Raw genomic sequence first — 17228 nt, 5'->3', positions numbered from 1 at the left:
AAATTTTTTATAGTAAGAATTTCCGCAACGACACACAAATAGGCTATTCTATACAATAGTGCGGCATATTTTCTGGACAAAACGGATGCAACTTGCTAATTATCGCATCGCCGCACAAAATATAGTGCAACGTGTTGCGCGGCAAAGACTTGATGCCACCCTGAAAGGAGAGCGCCCATGCCACGCCACCCGAACACCGGAAAGGACCCCCTCACCGAACTCTACGATGTCGCTTCCGCCCTGCGCTTCCTGGAGGACGCCCTGGAAAGCCACGACGAAACGGAAACCCAGGTCCACGCAGGCGGGGCCGCCTATGTCACAGGGCTCATGGGCCGCCGGGTCAGCGACCTGGCCAGCGCCCTGTGGGAACTGGAAAGCCGCCTGGCCGAACCCGGCGCACGGCCCGACGCGCTGCATTCCCCGGCCCCCGCGCCGGAGCCCGCCCCCCGCGCCCAGGCCGACTGAACCCGCGCGGGCCCGGCCCTGGCCCGACCTGCCGGGCGGCAGACACCCTGCCGCCCGGCGCCGCCCCTCTGCGGCGCCGCCCGGCCAACAGGCGATATCACCCTCACCCTAAAAGGCAAAAATCGCCTATATTGCCCCAGGAGGCTCCATGCCCACCACCCGTTGCCGCTTCCGGCTTTCCACCCCCCGGGGCGGCTGGCGCTGCACCCTGGACGGCCACGACTGCCCGCCCCGCCCCGAATCCGCGCGCCAGCCCGCCGACTGCCCGCGCTTTGCGCCCTGCGGCGTGCCCTGCCCGGCGTGCGCGGCCCCCGGGGGCCTGCTGGCCGACGCCACGCACGCCAGCGCCCACCCCGCCCTGGGCGGGTTGAGCCTCTACGCCTGTGCCCGATGCGGATATGTGGCGGACGCGGCGTCCCTGGCCCGCGCGCTGCTGGATGGCCAGCCCCGGGCGGGGCGGCGGGCGTCCGGCCCGGCAGCCGGGGAGGCCCCGGAGTCCGGGCCCTACCTGTAGGCGGACAGGATGCGCTCCATGCTGCCGTCGGCGTGCATGGAGGCGAGGATGGCGGACAGTTGTGGCAAAAAACCCGCCAGGGGCGAGCCCTTGCCCACGAGCAGATGGAACGGCACCGCCTCGAGGACCACGGGTGTCTGCACCACCTGGCCTTCGGGAACCCGGCCCCGCATGGCTCCCCAGGCGGCGGGCGGGCACTCCACGGCCAGATCCGCGCGCCGCGCGGCCAGCATGGGCCAGATGCTGTCCAGGTCCGCAGTCTCGATCACCCGCACCCCGGCCTTGGCCAGGTGCTCCCGGCTCCAGCCGTTGCCCACGTAGGTGATGACCGTGAACCCGGCCCGGCGGATGTCCGCCACGCCGCCCAGGGCCAGGATCTGGTCCATGCGCGGATGGCCCGCGTAGGTGAACAGGGCCCGCTCCTTGCGGTACAACGGCACGTCGTGGGTCACGGTGTAGCGGGCCCGCTCGGGGGTGGGCACGGTGACCAGCGCGTCGGCCTGGCCGCGCTCCACGCGCTCCTGGCAGCGGGCCCAGGGGCAGGGCTCCCAGGCCAGAGGGATGCCCAGGCGCTTCTGCACGGCCTCGGTGACGATGTCGTAGAGCAGCCCGGACATGCGGCCCTGCTCGTCCTGGCTGTGGAAGGGGGGAAAGTCGGTGTAGGCGACATGCATCGCCCCGCCCGCCGCTGCGGGGGCGCACGGCGAGGCGACCAGCGCCAGGGCCGTGAGCAGCAGCAGGACCGTTCGGTTCATGGGCGGGCCGTTCCTCGTGCCAAGGGTTTCCCCGGACGCGAACGCCGGGGCAGATCGAAGCTAACAGATTGCGAAATAAGCCGATTACCCCCCAAAGGCAAGCACCTGGTTCCAGACAGTCGCCAGCGGCGCCCCTGCGCTAGTAGCCCGCCAGGATCCGGTCCAGGGTTCCGTCGACGCGCATGGCGGCCACCGTCTCCTCGAAGGGACCCAGCAGGGCGGCATGGGCCGAATGCTTGCCGATGTGCAGGTGGAAGGGCATGGAGTCCAGGACCACGCCGGTCTGGAGCACGCGGTCCTCGAGCTCGGCGTGGCGGATGCCCGGCCAGGCCGCAGGCGGCCATTCCACAACCAGGTCGGCGCGCCGCGCGGCCAGCATGGGCCAGACGCACTCGAAGCAAGAGCTCTCCTGCACGGGAATGCCCACGGCGGACAGATTCTCGCGGCTCCAGCCGTTGCCGATATAGGTGACCACGGAGAAGCCTCCCCGGCGGATGTCCTGCACGCTGCGCAGGGCCAGGATTTCGGCCAGGCGCGGATGCCCGGGGGCGGTGAAGACCACCAGCTCCTTGCGGTAGAAGGGCGTGGGGTGGGTCAGGGCGTAGGTCGCGCGCTCGGCGGTGGGCGCGGTAATCATGGCGTCGGACTTGCCCTCGCGCACGCGCTCCTGGCAGCGGACCCAGGGGTAGCACTCCCAGACCAGGGGCACGCCCAGACGCCGCTCCAGGGCCTCGGTGACGATATCGTGGAAGAACCCCGTCACCGCGCCGTCCGGCCCCTGGGAAAAGAAGGGCCAGAACTCGGGAAAGGCGATGTGCAGGGGCTGCCCGGCACGGCACGGCACGGCGGGCAGCAGCAGGGCGACAGCGAGCAGCAGACGCAGGAGTGTACGCATGGAGTCCCATGGCCGCCGGAGCGGCCCGTCGAGTCCGGTCCCGGCTCTGCTCCGGGATTCTGCCCCGGAGAATACGGAAAACGGTGATCGATGACAACCATGGTGGTGACATTTTGTCGCCACAGATGGCTCGCCCCGCCCGGAAGCCTGGCGGAGTTGCTTTTTCCCGAAAGGCCGCCTTGGGCGCGGGCTCCTGCGCGCGAGGCGCCAGCGCGGATGCTGTCCCGCAATCGCGTACCGCCCTGCCGGGCTCACAGCGCGAAGCGCCAGCGCCGCGCCACGAACCATATCCCCCGGCGGGCCGCGCCGCCCCCACCGCGCGCGGGGCGCCAGCGTTCGGCTGCCGGTGCCAGTAACGGGTCCGGCCCCTTGCCCCCGCGCAAAGCGCCAGCGCCAAGCCGCCACCGGCCTGCCGTACCAGCGCCGGGCCAACGCCCGCCACCCGACCCCGGCGCACCCGTCCCGCCCCCCCCGCAGGCAGCCCGCCAGACGCGAAAAGCCCCCGCAGGGCGGGGGCTTTTCTGAAAATGGCGGAGAGGGAGGGATTTGAACCCTCGATACCCGTTAAGGTATACGCCCTTAGCAGGGGCGCGCCTTCGGCCGCTCGGCCACCTCTCCAAGGGGTCGCGCGCCGGGCCGGGGCCCCACGCGGGACGATTGCTCCATGATGTCAACCCGGCCCGGGCAGGCCCGGTGGGAGGTCATGGATATGTTCCATTGCGCCGCCTTGTCAAGACCATTCTTCCGCCCCAGCCCGCAACCGGGCTTTACACGCGGCCCTGTTTCTCTTTACATGACGGCAGGCAAGCAAACCGCCAACGGACGAGGCGACGCTGTGAAGTGCGGCAACTGTGGAAACGACCTGATGCTGGGCATCGTGCCCCGGGGCCCGGCGCGGCTTCTGCACATGCTGCCCCTGGCGCCCTACCGCTGCGTGCGCTGCGGCAAGAGCAACTGGCGGCTGTCGGTCTCCTACGGGGCCCTGGGCTCGCGGCTGGCCCTGGGCCTGCTGGGTCTGGTCGCCCTGGTGCTGGCCTATTGGCTGGGGGCGACCCTGGGCCTGCCGGGGGCGGACCCGGCACCCGGCGCGGTCACCATGGCCGCCCTGCCTCCGGCGCCGCAGGAGCCCGCCCCCCCGGCGCCCCCCGAGGCCCCCGCACCGCCCGAAGCCGAGGCGCCCCTGCAGGCCGCAGCCGCCCCGGGCGCCCCCGCCGAAGCCAGCCCCGTCCAGGCCGGGGCGCCCCTGGCCGCCGCCCCGCAGGACGCGCAGACGCCCCTGGACGAGGAGGCGCCCCTGGACATCGTGCCCCGCCCGCTCAAGGCCGAACCCCGGTCCGCCGAGGCCGCCAAGCCCGCCGCCGGGGGGCCCCTGCGGATCAGGGACCTGACCGTGCGCACCTCGGGCGGGGCCGTGGTCGTCACGGCGCGGGCCAGCGCCGCCCTGGCCGCCCCCCGGGCCTTTGCCCTGGAGAACCCGCCGCGCTTCGTGGTGGACATTCCCGGCCAGTGGACGCCCGACAGCGCCAGAAGCGTCAAGACAGCCGCAAAAGGTCTGCGCGGGGTGCGCACGGGCCTGCGCGACGGTGCCCTGCGCCTGGTGCTCGACCTGGAGCGCAAACCCGCCAAGGGGCCCCAGGTCGCGCGCAAGGGCGACACGCTGACCATCACCCTGCGCTAGCAGGCCGGCCCCAAACGGCGCCCTGCTGCGCCAGCGGAAAACCCGGGCCGCTTGTGCATGGGCAATGCACGGCGCGGCCCGATTGTGCCGCGTCGTGCCTCCCGCCATTTGTGAACGGCCTGCGGGTCTTGATTTCTCCGGCAGCCAGCCAGGGGCGCGCCTGCGCATCGCACAGCGCGACGGCCTGCCAAGGAGCAGTTTTTTGCTTCAAGACATCCGCTGCGCCGCCAGGACGCCGTGCGAGGCCGCCCGCAGACGCGCGGGGCGCGCCCCGCGACTGCGTCTCGCCGTCGCAACGCGGCCTGCCACGCGGCTTGCAAACAATCGGGGGGTCGTCAAGAGGCGGGCAGGTCCATGCCGCCCAGCCGCAGCTGGGGCGGATCGCGGAACAGGCCCGCCGAGAGCATGGTGAACCAGGTGCTCACCGCCGCGTTCGGGTCCAGGCCCGCCTCGCGGAAGGTTTCCGGGATCATGTAGTGCTGGACCACGGCCTGCATGATGCCCGCCGCGACCTCGGGCACCACGCCCGGGCGCAGCTCGCCCCGCGCCGCGCTCTCGGCCAAGCAGCGGGCGAACAGCGCCACGATACGCATGCGCACGGCCTCGACCTCTTCCCATATTTCGGGGTAGTCGGCACGGATGTCGCCCAGGAACTCGGGGGAGGCCTCGCTGCTCAGGCGCTGGATGGCGAAAAAGCCCGCCGCGAAGCCCTCGCGCGGGCCGGGCGCCGCCTCCAGGGCCTGGCGCGCGGCCTCCAGCCGCCGCCCGACGCCCACAAGGGCCAGCTGGCGCACCAGGTCGTGCTTGCCCACGAAGTGCCGGTACAGCGTCTTCTTGCTCATGCGGATGTCGCGGGCGATGTCGTCCATGGTCACCCGGCGAATGCCGCGCGCGGAGAACTTCGCGTAGGCTGCGGCCATGATCCGCTCGCGGGCCTGGGCAGGGGTCGTCATTGGGCACCTCGGGAACCGGAAAGAATGTAACGGTTTCCTATCCCGCCGCCGGGTGGGGCGTCAAGGGTGCCGGGCGGGCCGGGAACGTCCCCGGCCCGCCGGGCGAGAGCTAGCCCTGGTGCCGGTAGGCCCGCAGGATGAGCACCTGCTCGCGGGGCACGTCGGCCATGCCGCCCTGGTTGCCGGTGGCCACGCCCGCGATCTCGTCCACCACGTTCAGCCCGCGCAGCACCTTGCCGAACACGCAGTATTTGTTGGTGTCCAGGAAGGCGTTGTCCACATGGTTGATGTAGAACTGGCTGGTGGCGCTGTCCAGGTCGTTGGTGCGGGCCATGGCGATGGTGCCGCGCCGGTTTTCCAGGCCGTTGCCGGACTCGTTGCGGATGGGCGCCATGGTCGGCTTGGGGCGCAGGGACGTGTCGAACCCGCCGCCCTGGATCATGAAGCCCTTGATGACCCGGTGGAACAGCGTGCCGTCGTAGAAGCCCGCGTCCACGTACTTCAGGAAGTTCTCCACCGTGGCCGGAGCCTTGGCGGGGTCGAGCAGCACCATGATTGTGCCCTTGCTGGTTTCCAGGACGACCACGGGCCCGGCCCCCTGGGCCTGGGCCCGGGCCGCGCCCAGGGTGACGATCAGGGCCAGTGCGGCCAGGACGATGCCGAATCCTTTCATTGTTCACTCCTTTGCGGGATTGTCCGCCAGTCAGCAATAGGAGAGCCGGGGCGGGTTGTCAAAGGCCCACGCCCGGCGGCCTGCGCCGTTGCCCGGCTGTTTGCACCCATGCCCGGCGGCCTGCACCTACGCCCGGCGGCCTGCCCTCCCGGTTCCGGGCGGGCCGCACTCCGGCCCCTGCCGCCTGAGCCGGGCCGCCTCCCCATGCTGCGGGACGGCAATTTCAACGATATTTCGGCAAATTGCGCTATTCCAGCCTCCGCCGCCACTCGCGCCTTCCCATAGATATTTTCTATTTGCGGCCCCTTGCTGCGGCCAATATACTCTCTTCATGCGCTTTTCCACACAGCCCCGCAGGGGCCTGTGGAAAAACAACTCCCCCGGGCGCAGAGGGGCGCCGGGCGGGAGTTTTTTCAGCACCGGGTTGTGGACGGCATAGGGGTGCCGGCCGGACCCAAGCGCCCCGGGCCCGGCCCGGAGCGCCGAACGTCACACGAGGCTCACGCCATGTACACCACCGATGCACTGGTCCTGGAGCACAAGCGGCAGATGCGCGAGCTGCGCCGCGAGCTCAAGGCCGCGACCAGGGGCCTGCGCGCCGAGGCCCGGCGCAGGAACAGCACCCTGTCCGAATGCCGCAGGCAATGGGCCGTCACGCCCCCGAAGCCCAAGCGGACCCCCCTGCCCTTGCGCATCCTGTCCTTCCTGTTCTAGCCCGGCGGATGTCCGCCGCCAGGACGCGCCGCGCGACGCCAGTCGCGCGGCGCGCCTTTTCCGGCGCCCGGCTACGCTCCGGCCTCCCCGGCGGGCTCCTCGCCCCCGGCCCCGTCCCCGGCCAGCCCTGCGCCGGAGAGCACCAGCACCAGCCTGCGGATGACGTCGGGGTCGTACTTGCCCTTGTAGCGCTCCGAGAGCGCGCGCAGGGCCCGGAAGGGCGAAAGCCCCGCCTGCCAGCGCGGCCCGGAGATGAGGTTCTCGTACTTGTCGGCCACGGCCACCACCCGCACCGCCAGCGGCAGCGACTGCGCCGCGATGCCCGCAGGGTAGCCCGAGCCGTCGAGCTTCTCGTGGTGGAACAGGATCACGTTGATCACCTCGCCGGGCAGCGGCATCCCGGCGCACAGGGCCGCCCCGCGCACGGGGTGGGTGCGCAGGATCTCCTTGTCGCGCGCCGAAAGCTTCACGGGGCGCTCCAGGATGTCGCGCGGTATCCCGGTCTTGCCCACGTCGTGCAGGATGGCCCCCAGCCCGCATTCCTCCAGGAAGGACTCCTCCAGGTCGTAGGTCTGCAAAATGGCCATGGCGAAGACCAGCACGTTGATGCTGTGGCGGTAGACCTTGTAGTCGTGGCTGACCAGCCCGCCCACGGCGCGCAGCCCGTCGCCGCGCGACAAAAAGCCCACGCAGCCGCGCACCAGGCGGCGGATGCGCGCGAACTCGGCCTCGCTCATGGTCTCGGGCAGGCGCCGGGTGAACGCCTGGCGCACGATGGACACCGACACGTCGTAGAAGATGCCCGCCCGCTCGCGCACGGGCAGGCTCTCGTTGGACAGGATCGCCCCCAGGTTCTCCTCGACGTAGCGGCGAAAGCGCGCGCTCTGCTCGCGCAGCACGAAGACCTCACGCACGCCCAGGTCGTGCATGGTCCGCTTGTGGGTCGCCGTGAACAGCTCGCCGGTGCGCGTGTAGAGCACGTACTCGCCGTCCTGGCGCAGGTAGACCTCGAAGTTCCCGTGGGTGTGCGGAAACAGCATCAGCGGCGACACCGCGAAATACGCGTCCTCGGGAACCCGCGACACATCGGGCATGAAAACCTCCACGCCCCGGGCCTGCCGGGGCATCGTCCCCCTCGGGGTCCATGCTAGCATCTCCGGGCGCCGGGGGCAAAGCCTGCCCGCCCCCCTTCGCAACCGGGTCGCGCCGTGCTATGCCTTGCGCCATGGACAAGCAACGCCGCACCGCCCTGCAAGCCGCCGTGGCCGCCGCCCTGCTGCCCCTGGCCGCCCCGGCCCTGGCCGCGCCCCAAGCGCCCGCCGCCGCCACGCATATCAACGTCATCCTGCCGCGCTCCCGCCAGCTCGACCTGGACGGGGCGGCGGGCCGCGCCGTCCAGGAGCGCCTGACCCTGGCCGTCATGGACTTCGTGCGCGAGAACTACCAGGGCCGCAACCTGCCCGTATGGCGCAAGCCGCTGGCCGAGGTGGAGCTGCACAAGCGCGTGGCCAACATCTGCCTGTGGATCGTGCGCTCCTGCCACGCCCACCGCGAGGTCTACCCCATGGACCCGGCCTGGGTCGCCGGGCAGATCATGGCCGAATCGTTCTTCAACGAATTCGCCGTGTCCTGGGCCCTGGCCGTGGGCATCTGCCAGTTCATCGGCCCCACGGCCAGCGAGTACGGCCTGATGGTGGCAGGCTCCGTGCCCGCCCACGGCGCCGCGCCCTACAGGAACCCCGCCGACGCAGGGGCCGGGGCGCACTACACCGCCGTGCGCGCCCAGTGGCGCGAGGCCCTGCGCGAGCGCAGGCGCCTGGGCGACGAGGCCGAGCTCTTGCGCGCGGCCATGCAGGCCCACGCCGACGGCGCGCCCTTCCCCCAGGCCCGGGCCTACCTGGACGCCGCCGCCGCGGTGGACGCGCTGGACGCCGAGGTCAAGGACGCCCGCCAGCGCTTCACGGCCTACCTGGAGGCCAACTTCGCCGGGCGCAACATCTTCGACGCCAAGGACGTGGCCTTCTTCCAGGGCTTCGACGAGCGCGTGCTCTACGCCAAACCCGTGGGCGCCATGGTGCTCATGCTGGCGCGCTTCCTGCGGGCCCGGGGCGGCAACATCCTGGCCGCCGCCGCCGGCTACCACGCCGGGCTGGGCAACACCAGCGAGGACGCCGGGGTCTACAAGCGCTACGGGCGCATCCCGGCCTTCGCCGACACCGTGGGCTACGTCAGCCGCTGCCTGGTCAACCACCACGAGATCGCCCAGCGCATGGGCCAGGTGTGACGCCATGGCCGGGTGTTCGCGCCCCCGGCCCGCCCCGCCAGGATCGCACGACACGCCCCCGGACCTGCGCGGCTGGCCGTTCCGGGCGCCCCGGGCGCGATTCCGCTTGCCCCCGGGGGCCATGGTGCTATAACCCCCCGCACCGCTCACCGCTTCCCGGGGTTGCACCATGCGAAAAGGTCTTGTCTGCGCCGTGCTTTCGGCCTGCTGCTTCGGGCTGCTGCCCATCCTGGGCAAACTCGGCTTCGCCCACGGCCTGGACTCCACGCGCATGCTGCAATACCGCTTCGTCATCGGGGCGCTGCTGCTGGCGGCCTGGTTCGCGGCCACCCGGCGCGAGGCCCTGCGCATCTCGCCCGCCGGGCTGCTCAAGACGGCGCTGCTGGGCGGGCTCATCTCCCCGGTGCAGAGCACCTGCTTCATGCTTTCCCTGGAGACCATCCCCGCCGCCACCACCTCGCTGATCCTGTACTTCTACCCCGCCGTGGTCACGCTGCTCGGGGCGCTCATCCACCGCCAGCGCATCGGGCGGCGGGTGGGCCTGTCGCTGGTGCTGGTCACCGCCGGGTGCGCCCTGGTATTCCTGGACGCCTTCATGCGCGAGGTGGCCCTGGCCGGGGTGCTGTGGGCCTGCGTGTCCATGGCCGTCTTCTCGGTCTACATGCTGCTGGTGCAGCGCCTGATGCGCGGCGAGCGCCCGCTGACCTTCTCGCTGTACGTGATCTTCTTCGCCGCCCTGGCCTTCACCCTGCTACGCGGGCTGCCCGACCCGGGCAGCGTGACCCCGGCCCAGGCGGGCGTGGCCCTGGCCCTGGGCCTGGTGCCCACGGTGCTGGCCCTGACCCTGCTCTACACGGCCATCGAGGCCGTGGGCAGCGCGTATGCGTCCATCTTCTCCACCATGGAACCGGTGACCACCGTGGCTGCGGCGGCCCTGCTGCTGGGCGAGCCGGTCTTCGCCCGCCAGCTGGCCGGGGCGGCGCTCATCGTGGCGGGCATCGTGCTGCCCAACCTGGCGCTTTTGCGCCGCCAGGCACGGGTGGCCCCGGGCTGAGGCGGCGGCCCGGGGCGGGTTGCGCGGCTGCGGCCAATGCGCTACCCTGGGCCAAAGCCCCGGAGGCGCCGTGCAAGGCCTGAAGAACCTTCTGCTGCTGGTGCAGCGGGCCCTGGAAGTCTCGCTGACGCTGATCTCGCCGCTGTCGCTGGTCCTGTACCTGGCGCTGGTGGCGGCCATCGGCTGGGGCTACCACCGGGGCCAGCGCCTGGGCTCCTTCCTGCACACCATGGGCCTGATCTTCTTTTTCTTCGTCATCTGGAACCACCCCGCGTATTCCTGGTACAAGGACAACCCCTGGAACGGGGGCTACATCTACGCCCTGGTGATGATCGTGGTCTACATGTACCTGCCCCTCAAGGCTGCGGCCCTGGGCCTTCGGCTGTGGCGCAGGCTGCACCCCGGGGCCGCAGGGCAGGACTGAGCCCCGCGCCGCGCGGCCCGGCGGGCTCCGCCCCGGCCCGGCTGCACCGCAACGGCGCTGCGGCGCGGGCCAGCCCCCGCACCACCGCAGCGCCCCCCGCAGGCCAGCGAAAAGGCCCGCCCGGACATGCCGGACGGGCCTTTGCCATTGCAAGGTGGCCGCGCGCTATTGCAGCACGCGCGGCTCCACGATCTTGACCTGGGCCTTGTCGCGCAGTTCCATGACAAAGGCCTGGAACATCTCCTGCTGGCGCGACTGGCGGATCTGGGCCAGCATGACGTCCCTGGCGGCGGCCCACTGCTCGTCGGAGGGCACCTGACGCTCGCGCACGCGCACCAGGGCGTAGCCGTTGGCCACGGCGTGGGGCTCGGGCAGCCACTTCCCGGCCTCGGCGGCGAAGGCGGCCTCGGCCAGGGTCGGGTTCATGCCCAGCTCGCCGACCACGCCCGAGCGCTGGAAGGGCTCGCTGGTCTTGACCTTGCCGCGCAGGGTCGCGGGCAGGTCGCCGTCCGCAGTCTCGGCCAGCACCTGGACGGCCTTCTCGCGGGCCAGGCGCATGGCCGCCTCGCGGCGCAGGGCCTCCACGATGGCCTCGCGCACCTCGTCCAGCCCGGCCACGGACTCGGGGTTGTCCACGGTCTTCTCGGCCAGCAGGGCGCCCTCCTCGATCTCCACGGGGATCTCGGTGGCCTTGCCCACGGCCAGGCCGAAGAGCATCTCGGCGGAGGCCTCGTCCACGCCCAGGCGCTGCACCAGGGTGGCCTTGGCCACGGCAGGCACGGGCTGCAGCGGCAGATCCAGCGACTCGGCCACCTGGGCCAGGGTGTCCCCGGCCACCAGACGGCCGATGGCCATGTCCAGCACTTCGTGCAGGGCGTCGGCGGCCTTCTCCTCGGCCAGCTGCTGGCGGATGCCCTGAGCGGCCTCCTCGAAGGTCTTGGTCCCGGCCTCGCGGCGCTCCTCGACCTTGATCAGGTGCCAGCCGAACTCGGTGCGCACCGGGTCGCTCACGGCCCCGGGCTCCAGGGCGAAGGCGGCCTCGGCAAAGGGCGCGACCATGGCCTGGCGGGTGAACCAGCCCAGGTCGCCGCCGCGCGCGCTGCTCGGGCAGTCGGAATGCTTCTCGGCCAGGGTGGCGAAGCTCTCGCCCTTGGCCAGGCGGGCCTTGAGCTTGAGCAGCTCGACGCGCGCCTTGTCGGCCTGGGCCCCGGGGGCGTCGGCGGGCAACTCCAGCAGGATGTGCCGGGCGCGCACGGACTCGGCGACCTCGAACTCCCCGGGGTGGGTGTCGTAGTAGGCGCGCACGGCGGCGTCGTCCACCTCCTGGCGCGAGGCCAGGTTGGCCGGGGCCAGCAGCAGCAGGTTGAAGCCCGCCGTGGCCGGACGCTTGAAGCGCTCCATATTGTCCTTGTAGTAGGTGGCGATCTCCTCCTCGGCGGGGGTCACGCCCTCCTTGAAGTCCTCCCAGGGCAGCAGCAGGTAGTCCACCACCAGCCGCTCCTGGCTGAACAGGAACAGGTCGCGAGCCTCGCGCTCCTGGACCTGGGCCGCGCGGCCCACGTGCTCCATGAGCTTGTGCTGCACGATGGCCCGGCGGGTGGACTCCTCGAAGGCTGCGGGGGTCATGCCCTGGGCGCGCACCGCGCGCTCGTAGTACTGCTCGTCGAAGGCCTGGCCCTCGCCCTGGAAGCGCGGGTTGGAGCGGATGAAGGCTCCCAGCTCGGCGTCGGTCACGCCGATGCCCAGGCGCTGGGCCTGGCGGTCCAGCAGCATGGTGTTGACCATCTTGGCCAGCACGGCCTGCTTGATGTCGAACTTGGCCATGTCCTCGGCGCTCAGGTTGGGGATCTGCTCCTGGAGCTGGCGCACGTCGGTCTCGTACTGGCGCTCGAAGTCGCGCACGAGGATGGGCTCGTCGTCCACGTAGGCCAGGATGCCGCTGCCGCCCTGCTGCAGCGAGCCCGAGCCGTAGGCCAGGATGAACGCCAGGATGATGATCAGGAACAGGATCTTGATGACCCACGATCCGGCGTGCTGCCGCATTCCGTCTAGCATGACGTCTCCAAAGGGGGTTCGGTTGTGGCGGGCCTACGCGCCCGCGCGGGTGCGCACATGGTTGAGCAGGCCGCCTGCCTGAATAATAGCCAGTTCGTTTTCCGTCAAATCGTTTCGGACGGCCACCCGGCCCGCGCCCGCCACCTCCAGCTCCAGCACGCCGCCGGCGGCCAGCCGCGCGGCGGGGATGGACACCGCCGCGCCCTGGGCCACGCGCTCGTAGTCCGCCGGGTCGGCGAACAACAGCGGCAGGATGCCGAAGTTCACGAGGTTGGCGCGGTGGATGCGCGCCAGGGAGCGGACCAGCACCGCGCGCACGCCCAGGTGGCGCGGGCCCAGAGCCGCGTGCTCGCGGCTGGAGCCCTGGCCGTAGTTGTCGCCGCCCACGATGATCCCGCACCCGGCCTCGCGCTGGCGGGCCACGAAGCCCGCGTCCACCCGCGAGAAGACGTGCTCGCTGATGGCCGGGATGTTGGAGCGCAGGGCCGTGATCTGGGCCCCGGCGGGCAGGATATGGTCGGTGGTGATGTTGTCGCCCACCTTGAGGGTCACCGTGGCCGCGATGCTCGCGGGCAGGGCGTCGAAGGTCTCCAGGGCCACGATGTTGGGCCCGCGCAGCACCTCCACGCCCGCGCCGTCGGCCGGGGGCATGACGAACAGGTGGCGGATGGAGGGCACCCGCGCCGGGAATTCGGGCTGCGCCGGGGGCTGGCCCCAGGTGGCCGGGTCGCTGAACGCGCCGCGCAGGGCGCACATGGCGGCGGTCTGCGGGCTGGCCAGGTAGACCTGGGCGTCCTGGGTGCCGCTGCGGCCCTCGAAGTTGCGGTTGAAGGTGCGCACCGACACGCCCGCCGACACCGGCGAACCGCCCATGCCGATGCACGGCCCGCAGGTGCATTCCAGCAGCCGCGCGCCCGAGGCCAGCACGGGCTCCACGAGATTCTCGGCGGCCAGCATGGCCAGCACCTGCTTGGAACCCGGCGAGACGAGCAGGTCCGTGCCCGGGTCGATGCGTTGGCCCGCAAGCATCAGGGCCACGGTCTTGAGGTCCGCGTAGGAGGAGTTGGTGCACGAGCCGATGGCCGCCTGGTCCACCTTGAGCCCGGCCAGCTCGCGCACGGTCCGGCGCTGGTCGGGCATGTGCGGGGCGGCCACCAGGGGCTCCAGGGCGCCCAGGTCGATCTCCACGCGCTCGTCGTAGTCGGCGCCGGGGTCGGCCGCCAGGGCCTCGAAATCCGCCTCGCGGCCCATGGCGCGCAAAAAGTCCCGGGTCTGCTCGTCGCTGGGAAAGATGGACGTGGTGGCGCCCAGCTCGGCGCCCATGTTGGTGATGGTCGCCCGCTCGGGCACGGTCAGCGTGGCCACGCCCGGCCCGGTGTATTCCAGCACCTTGCCCACCCCGCCCTTGACGCTCAGCTCGCCGAGCAGGTGCAGGATGATGTCCTTGGCCGTGGCCCAGCCGCCCAGCCGCCCGGCGAGGTGGACTTCCACCACCCGGGGCATGGTGATGACATACGGCTCCCCGGCCATGGCCAGGGCCACGGACAGGCCCCCCGCGCCCATGGCCAGGCTGCCCACGCCGCCCGCCGTGGGGGTGTGGCTGTCCGAGCCGATGAGCGTCCGCCCCGGGCGCGCGAAATTCTCCAGGTGCAGCTGGTGGCAGATGCCCGTGCCCGCCGGGGAGAAGACGATGCCGTAGCGCGCGGCCACGGTGCGCAGGTAGCGGTGGTCGTCGGGGTTGCGAAAGCCCATCTGCAACGTGTTGTGGTCCACGTAGCTCACCGACAGCTCGGTGCGCACCCGGGGCACGCCGATGGCCTCGAACTGGAGGTGGGCCATGGTCCCGGTGGCGTCCTGGGTCAGGGTCTGGTCGATGCGCAGGGCCACCTCGCTGCCGGGGGTCATCTCCCCGTCAACCCGGTGGGCGGCGATGATCTTGCGGGTCAGGTTCATGGGCATGGGAGGCTCCTGGCGGCGGGGGGCAGGCGTCCCGCCGGGCGTGGCTTATTGCAGGGGTCCGTGCAGGGGGTCGGGCATGAGCAGGCGCGCCGCCCGGCGGCGGCAGACCTCGATTTCCGTGTCCAGGCGCAGCTTCTCCTGGGAGAGCCGGAAGATCTCCTGGGCGTGGTAGACGCCGGTGGCGGGGTTCTCGGCGTCGCGCAGGCGGCGGACTTCCGCCGCCACCTGCTGGCGCTGGGCTTCGAAGGCCGCTCGCTCGGCGTCCAGGCGCGCGACCTCCTCCTCAATCGAGACGGACTCGTCGTCCTTTTTTCTTTGCGTCATCGGGTTCGGGCTCCTTCTCCCTGACGGTGAAGTTGTCGGCGAACAGGCTGATGAACCCCGGCCAGACCTCGGCCAGCCCGCCAGGGTTGGCCAGGCCGATATTGGGCGTGCGCAGGGAGACCAGGGCTAGGGCCAGGGTCCAGGCCGCCGACGGGCTGGACATGCGCCGCTCGGCGTCGGCCCATTCCCCGGCGCCCTGCCCGGCCACGATGACGATGCGCCCGGGTTTGACGCGGGCAAACCGCCCGGCGCGCTCGGCCACGATCTCCGCCGTGGCGCTATCGCCCCGCTCGTCCACCAGGATGCGCGTGTCGCCCGGCGCGCCCAGGCCCAGGGCCACGGCCAGGGGCACCAGGGCCGGGTCCGTGGCGTCCAGTTCCACGGCCTCGGGCCAGGGCCCGGAGCGCGCGGCGGCCACCGTGGGCGAGAAGTCCAGCTCAAGGCCGCTGGCGGCGAGCAGCGCCCGGGCGGCGGGGGCCAGGGGGTCGTCCCCGGGCCAGGCCCCGCTCAGGGTCACACGCCCGCCCGCCAGGCGCGGCACGGCCAGCAGGCTGGCGGCCAGCAGCGGGTCCAGGGGCAGATCCTGCCCGGCGGGGGCGACGGGCACGGCCAGCGCGCCCCGGGCCACGGAGAATCCGCCCCCGGTCAGCTCGCAGGGCACGCCGCAGGCGCGCAGCACCGCCGCCGCGTGGGCCAGCAGGGGCGCGCCCATCCAGTCCGGACCCCAGGTGAAGCGGATGCCGTCGGGGTAGGTCGGCCCGGCCAGGGCCAGGGCCACGGCGGCCTCGGCGGGCAGGGCGTCGGGCACGTGGAAGGTGTTGTGGGTCATGCCGCCGCTTTCCAGGCGCGCGGGCAGGCCCGGGGTGTAGGGCTCCAGGGCCGTGAGCCGCGCCCCCAGCCCGGCGAAAACCCCGGCCGCAGGCCCCAGGTCGTGGACCTTGAGGGCCGCGCCGCCGGTGAAGGTCATGCGCCCGACCTGCGGCAGGGCCAGGGCCAGCAGCAGGTAGAGGTTCAGCAGGTCCGCCCCGGCGAAGACCGTGCGGTCGGCGAACCCCAGGGCTCCGCCCTGGCAGCGTACGGTGCCGTCCTCCCAGGCCAGGCCCGCGCCCGCCTGGTTCAGGGCCTTGACCAGCTCCACCAGCGGATCGTTGAGCACGATGGGCGCCAGGGTGCAGTCGGCCCCGGCCGCAGCGGCCGCGGCGGCCCACAGCCGGGTGCGCACCAGGGAGCGCGGCCCGGCCATGGTCAGGTCCAGGTCCTTGACGTGGGGCGAGAAGTAGAACGCCTTGCGGCCCACCTCGGGCTTGGTGGCATGGGCGTAGGCCAAGCCGTTGGCCAGGGTGAAGATGCCGCGCAGCGGGCCGACCTCCAGCCCCTCGCGCCCGGCCACCACGTCCCAGGCGCGGCGCAGGGTGCGCTCCTGGTTGGGGTCGGCCAGGGGCAGGCCCTTGTCGATCCGGGCCTTGGCCGAGCGGCCCAGCAGGGCCGTGCGCCGGGCGATGAGGTTGGCGATGTCGAACTCCAGGTCCGCCAGCTCCTCGGTCATGGACTGGGGGCGCCCGCCGGGCTTGCGGCCCATGCCCGCAGGCCCCCGGCCCTCGTAGGCCGGGGCGCGGCGTGGGGCCGCCCCGGGGCGTGCGCCCTGGGCGCCGGAATCCTGGGCAGCGGGGCTGCGGCGCGGCGGCTGGTCGGCGCTGGAAGGCTGCGGCGCGCCCTCGCCCGGGGCAGTGCCCGGCCCGAAGGGCTTGCGCTCACGGTCCTGGGAAAACTCGGGCTTGCCATAGGGCTTGCCCTCGCGGTCGCCAGGGGTGCCGGGCTTGCGGTACGGCTTTCGCTCGCGGTCCTGAGAAAATTCGGGCTTCCCGTAGGGCTTTCGTTCGCGGGGCGCCTCGTCCGCGCCCGCGCGGTAGGGCTTGCGCTCTCCATCCCGGGGGGTGTCCCCCTTGGGGCGGTGCGGTTTGCGGTCGCGGTCCTCGCGCGCCCCGGCCTTGCCGGAGGGCTTGCGCTCGCGGTCGCCAGGGGCCCCGGCCTTGCCATACGGCTTGCGCTCGCGGTCCTGGGAAAACTCGGGTTTGCCGGAGGGCTTGCGCTCACGGGGCGCCTCGTCCGCGCTCCGGTACGGCTTGCGCTCCCCGTCCTGGGGCGCCTCGTCCTTGCGGCGGTAGGGCTTCTTGGGTGCCTCGCCCTTGGGGCGGTAGGGCTTGCGGTCACGGTCCTCACGCGCCCCGGCCTTGCCGGAGGGCTTGCGGGGGCCCTGGCCGGGCTTGCGCGGCTGGCCTGAAGGTTTGCGGGCGCCGGACTGGCCCGCCTTGGGGGCCTTGCCGCCTTTGTGCTGTTCGGTCATCTGGTTCTCGGGGAAAAAGGGGATCGGGGAGACGTTCCTATACCATTTGATGCGCCCCCGGCAAGAGCGGAATTCACCCCCCGGCGGCGGCCTCGCAAGCCAGGACGCACACGGGCCGCCCCTCCCCGCCCCGGCCG

The 17228-nt window shown here is 72.0% G+C and carries 16 protein-coding genes and 1 tRNA gene; 7 read left to right on the top strand and 10 right to left on the bottom strand.

The genetic code is table 11. The features are described 5' to 3' along the window. Window positions 1-177 precede the first annotated feature (177 nt). Together G495_RS0101075 and G495_RS0101070 are read left to right on the top strand one after the other, a co-directional pair. Window positions 178-465, top strand: coding sequence for a hypothetical protein (locus tag G495_RS0101075; protein WP_028586293.1), 288 nt, complete (start codon window positions 178-180; stop codon window positions 463-465). 148 nt (window positions 466-613) lie between these two features. Then, window positions 614-979 carry a hypothetical protein gene (locus G495_RS0101070; RefSeq protein WP_028586292.1) on the top strand — a complete coding sequence of 122 codons (366 nt, stop codon included), beginning with the start codon at window positions 614-616 and terminating at the stop codon, window positions 977-979. Here G495_RS0101070 and G495_RS0101065 read toward each other — a convergent pair. The 3 genes from G495_RS0101065 to G495_RS0101055 all read right to left on the bottom strand — a co-directional run bounded on the left by G495_RS0101065 (window position 970) and on the right by G495_RS0101055 (window position 3247). Further along, window positions 970-1734 (bottom strand): substrate-binding periplasmic protein, encoded by a 765-nt coding sequence (locus tag G495_RS0101065; RefSeq protein ID WP_028586291.1) that lies wholly within the window; start codon window positions 1732-1734, stop codon window positions 970-972. The genes G495_RS0101070 and G495_RS0101065 overlap by 10 nt on opposite strands. A gap of 139 nt (window positions 1735-1873) precedes the next feature. Further along, on the bottom strand, window positions 1874-2629 hold the full coding sequence (locus G495_RS0101060; protein ID WP_028586290.1) for a substrate-binding periplasmic protein: 756 nt from the start codon (window positions 2627-2629) through the stop codon (window positions 1874-1876). 528 nt (window positions 2630-3157) lie between these two features. Continuing rightward, window positions 3158-3247, bottom strand: a tRNA-Ser gene (locus G495_RS0101055). Between the two features lie 175 nt (window positions 3248-3422). On the opposite strand from G495_RS0101055, the gene G495_RS0101050 reads away from it, so the two are divergent. Continuing rightward, window positions 3423-4307, top strand: a complete 885-nt coding sequence (locus G495_RS0101050) for an AMIN domain-containing protein (RefSeq protein WP_156939533.1) — start codon at window positions 3423-3425, stop codon at window positions 4305-4307. Between the two features lie 335 nt (window positions 4308-4642). On the opposite strand, the gene G495_RS0101045 is transcribed toward G495_RS0101050, so the two are convergent. Together G495_RS0101045 and G495_RS0101040 are read right to left on the bottom strand one after the other, a co-directional pair. After that, entirely contained in the window at window positions 4643-5260 is a 618-nt protein-coding gene (locus tag G495_RS0101045; protein WP_028586288.1) for a TetR/AcrR family transcriptional regulator, read from the bottom strand. Window positions 5261-5369: 109 nt separating this feature from the next. Further along, on the bottom strand, window positions 5370-5933 hold the full coding sequence (locus G495_RS0101040; RefSeq protein ID WP_028586287.1) for a peptidylprolyl isomerase: 564 nt from the start codon (window positions 5931-5933) through the stop codon (window positions 5370-5372). 507 nt (window positions 5934-6440) lie between these two features. On the opposite strand from G495_RS0101040, the gene G495_RS0101035 reads away from it, so the two are divergent. Then, entirely contained in the window at window positions 6441-6647 is a 207-nt protein-coding gene (locus G495_RS0101035; RefSeq protein ID WP_028586286.1) for a hypothetical protein, read from the top strand. A gap of 71 nt (window positions 6648-6718) precedes the next feature. Here G495_RS0101035 and G495_RS0101030 read toward each other — a convergent pair whose 3' ends face one another. Continuing rightward, window positions 6719-7741: an HD-GYP domain-containing protein gene (locus G495_RS0101030; RefSeq protein ID WP_169734337.1), complete on the bottom strand. Its 1023-nt coding sequence runs from the start codon at window positions 7739-7741 to the stop codon at window positions 6719-6721. A gap of 131 nt (window positions 7742-7872) precedes the next feature. Here G495_RS0101030 and G495_RS16895 point away from each other — a divergent pair, with 131 nt between their 5' ends. From G495_RS16895 to G495_RS0101015, 3 genes are all read left to right on the top strand, one after another. Next, the gene (locus G495_RS16895) at window positions 7873-8931 is read left to right on the top strand and encodes a transglycosylase SLT domain-containing protein (RefSeq protein ID WP_051444933.1); all 1059 of its coding nucleotides are present in this window, start codon (window positions 7873-7875) and stop codon (window positions 8929-8931) included. 169 nt (window positions 8932-9100) lie between these two features. Continuing rightward, the gene (locus G495_RS0101020) at window positions 9101-9985 is read left to right on the top strand and encodes a DMT family transporter (RefSeq protein ID WP_028586284.1); all 885 of its coding nucleotides are present in this window, start codon (window positions 9101-9103) and stop codon (window positions 9983-9985) included. Window positions 9986-10055: 70 nt separating this feature from the next. Further along, the gene (locus tag G495_RS0101015; protein ID WP_028586283.1) at window positions 10056-10409 is read left to right on the top strand and encodes a hypothetical protein; all 354 of its coding nucleotides are present in this window, start codon (window positions 10056-10058) and stop codon (window positions 10407-10409) included. A gap of 165 nt (window positions 10410-10574) precedes the next feature. Here the strand turns inward: G495_RS0101015 and G495_RS0101010 are convergent, their stop codons facing one another. The 4 genes from G495_RS0101010 to G495_RS0100995 are packed head-to-tail and all read right to left on the bottom strand — an operon-like array spanning window position 10575 to window position 17091. Beyond that, window positions 10575-12464, bottom strand: a complete 1890-nt coding sequence (locus G495_RS0101010) for a peptidylprolyl isomerase (RefSeq protein ID WP_084457687.1) — start codon at window positions 12462-12464, stop codon at window positions 10575-10577. A 33-nt stretch (window positions 12465-12497) separates the two neighbouring features. Further along, the gene (locus G495_RS0101005; RefSeq protein ID WP_028586281.1) at window positions 12498-14423 is read right to left on the bottom strand and encodes an aconitate hydratase; all 1926 of its coding nucleotides are present in this window, start codon (window positions 14421-14423) and stop codon (window positions 12498-12500) included. A gap of 45 nt (window positions 14424-14468) precedes the next feature. After that, window positions 14469-14747, bottom strand: coding sequence for a hypothetical protein (locus tag G495_RS0101000; protein ID WP_028586280.1), 279 nt, complete (start codon window positions 14745-14747; stop codon window positions 14469-14471). After that, window positions 14707-17091, bottom strand: coding sequence for a hypothetical protein (locus G495_RS0100995; RefSeq protein WP_051444932.1), 2385 nt, complete (start codon window positions 17089-17091; stop codon window positions 14707-14709). Before G495_RS0100995 ends, G495_RS0101000 begins: the two co-directional genes overlap by 41 nt. Between the last annotated feature and the right edge of the window lie 137 nt (window positions 17092-17228).

It is taken from the genome of Desulfocurvus vexinensis DSM 17965 (assembly GCF_000519125.1).
GTDB classification, from domain to species: domain Bacteria; phylum Desulfobacterota; class Desulfovibrionia; order Desulfovibrionales; family Desulfovibrionaceae; genus Desulfocurvus; species Desulfocurvus vexinensis.
The sequence above is the reverse complement of the archived record's forward strand: the minus strand, read 5'-3'. Positions and strand labels throughout refer to the sequence as shown.

Bases quoted from the DNA above. Each gene is read 5' to 3' on its own strand.
- G495_RS0101040 (WP_028586287.1), bottom strand. From the start codon at position 5,933: ATGAAAGGATTCGGCATCGTCCTGGCCGCACTGGCCCTGATCGTCACC.
- G495_RS0101045 (WP_028586288.1), bottom strand. From the start codon at position 5,260: ATGACGACCCCTGCCCAGGCCCGCGAGCGGATCATGGCCGCAGCCTAC.
- G495_RS0101070 (WP_028586292.1), top strand. From the start codon at position 614: ATGCCCACCACCCGTTGCCGCTTCCGGCTTTCCACCCCCCGGGGCGGC.
- G495_RS16895 (WP_051444933.1), top strand. From the start codon at position 7,873: ATGGACAAGCAACGCCGCACCGCCCTGCAAGCCGCCGTGGCCGCCGCC.
- G495_RS0101030 (WP_169734337.1), bottom strand. From the start codon at position 7,741: ATGCCCGATGTGTCGCGGGTTCCCGAGGACGCGTATTTCGCGGTGTCG.
- G495_RS0101005 (WP_028586281.1), bottom strand. From the start codon at position 14,423: ATGCCCATGAACCTGACCCGCAAGATCATCGCCGCCCACCGGGTTGAC.
- G495_RS0101060 (WP_028586290.1), bottom strand. From the start codon at position 2,629: ATGCGTACACTCCTGCGTCTGCTGCTCGCTGTCGCCCTGCTGCTGCCC.
- G495_RS0100995 (WP_051444932.1), bottom strand. From the start codon at position 17,091: ATGACCGAACAGCACAAAGGCGGCAAGGCCCCCAAGGCGGGCCAGTCC.
- G495_RS0101035 (WP_028586286.1), top strand. From the start codon at position 6,441: ATGTACACCACCGATGCACTGGTCCTGGAGCACAAGCGGCAGATGCGC.
- G495_RS0101000 (WP_028586280.1), bottom strand. From the start codon at position 14,747: ATGACGCAAAGAAAAAAGGACGACGAGTCCGTCTCGATTGAGGAGGAG.
- G495_RS0101065 (WP_028586291.1), bottom strand. From the start codon at position 1,734: ATGAACCGAACGGTCCTGCTGCTGCTCACGGCCCTGGCGCTGGTCGCC.
- G495_RS0101075 (WP_028586293.1), top strand. From the start codon at position 178: ATGCCACGCCACCCGAACACCGGAAAGGACCCCCTCACCGAACTCTAC.
- G495_RS0101010 (WP_084457687.1), bottom strand. From the start codon at position 12,464: ATGCTAGACGGAATGCGGCAGCACGCCGGATCGTGGGTCATCAAGATC.
- G495_RS0101050 (WP_156939533.1), top strand. From the start codon at position 3,423: ATGACGGCAGGCAAGCAAACCGCCAACGGACGAGGCGACGCTGTGAAG.
- G495_RS0101020 (WP_028586284.1), top strand. From the start codon at position 9,101: ATGCGAAAAGGTCTTGTCTGCGCCGTGCTTTCGGCCTGCTGCTTCGGG.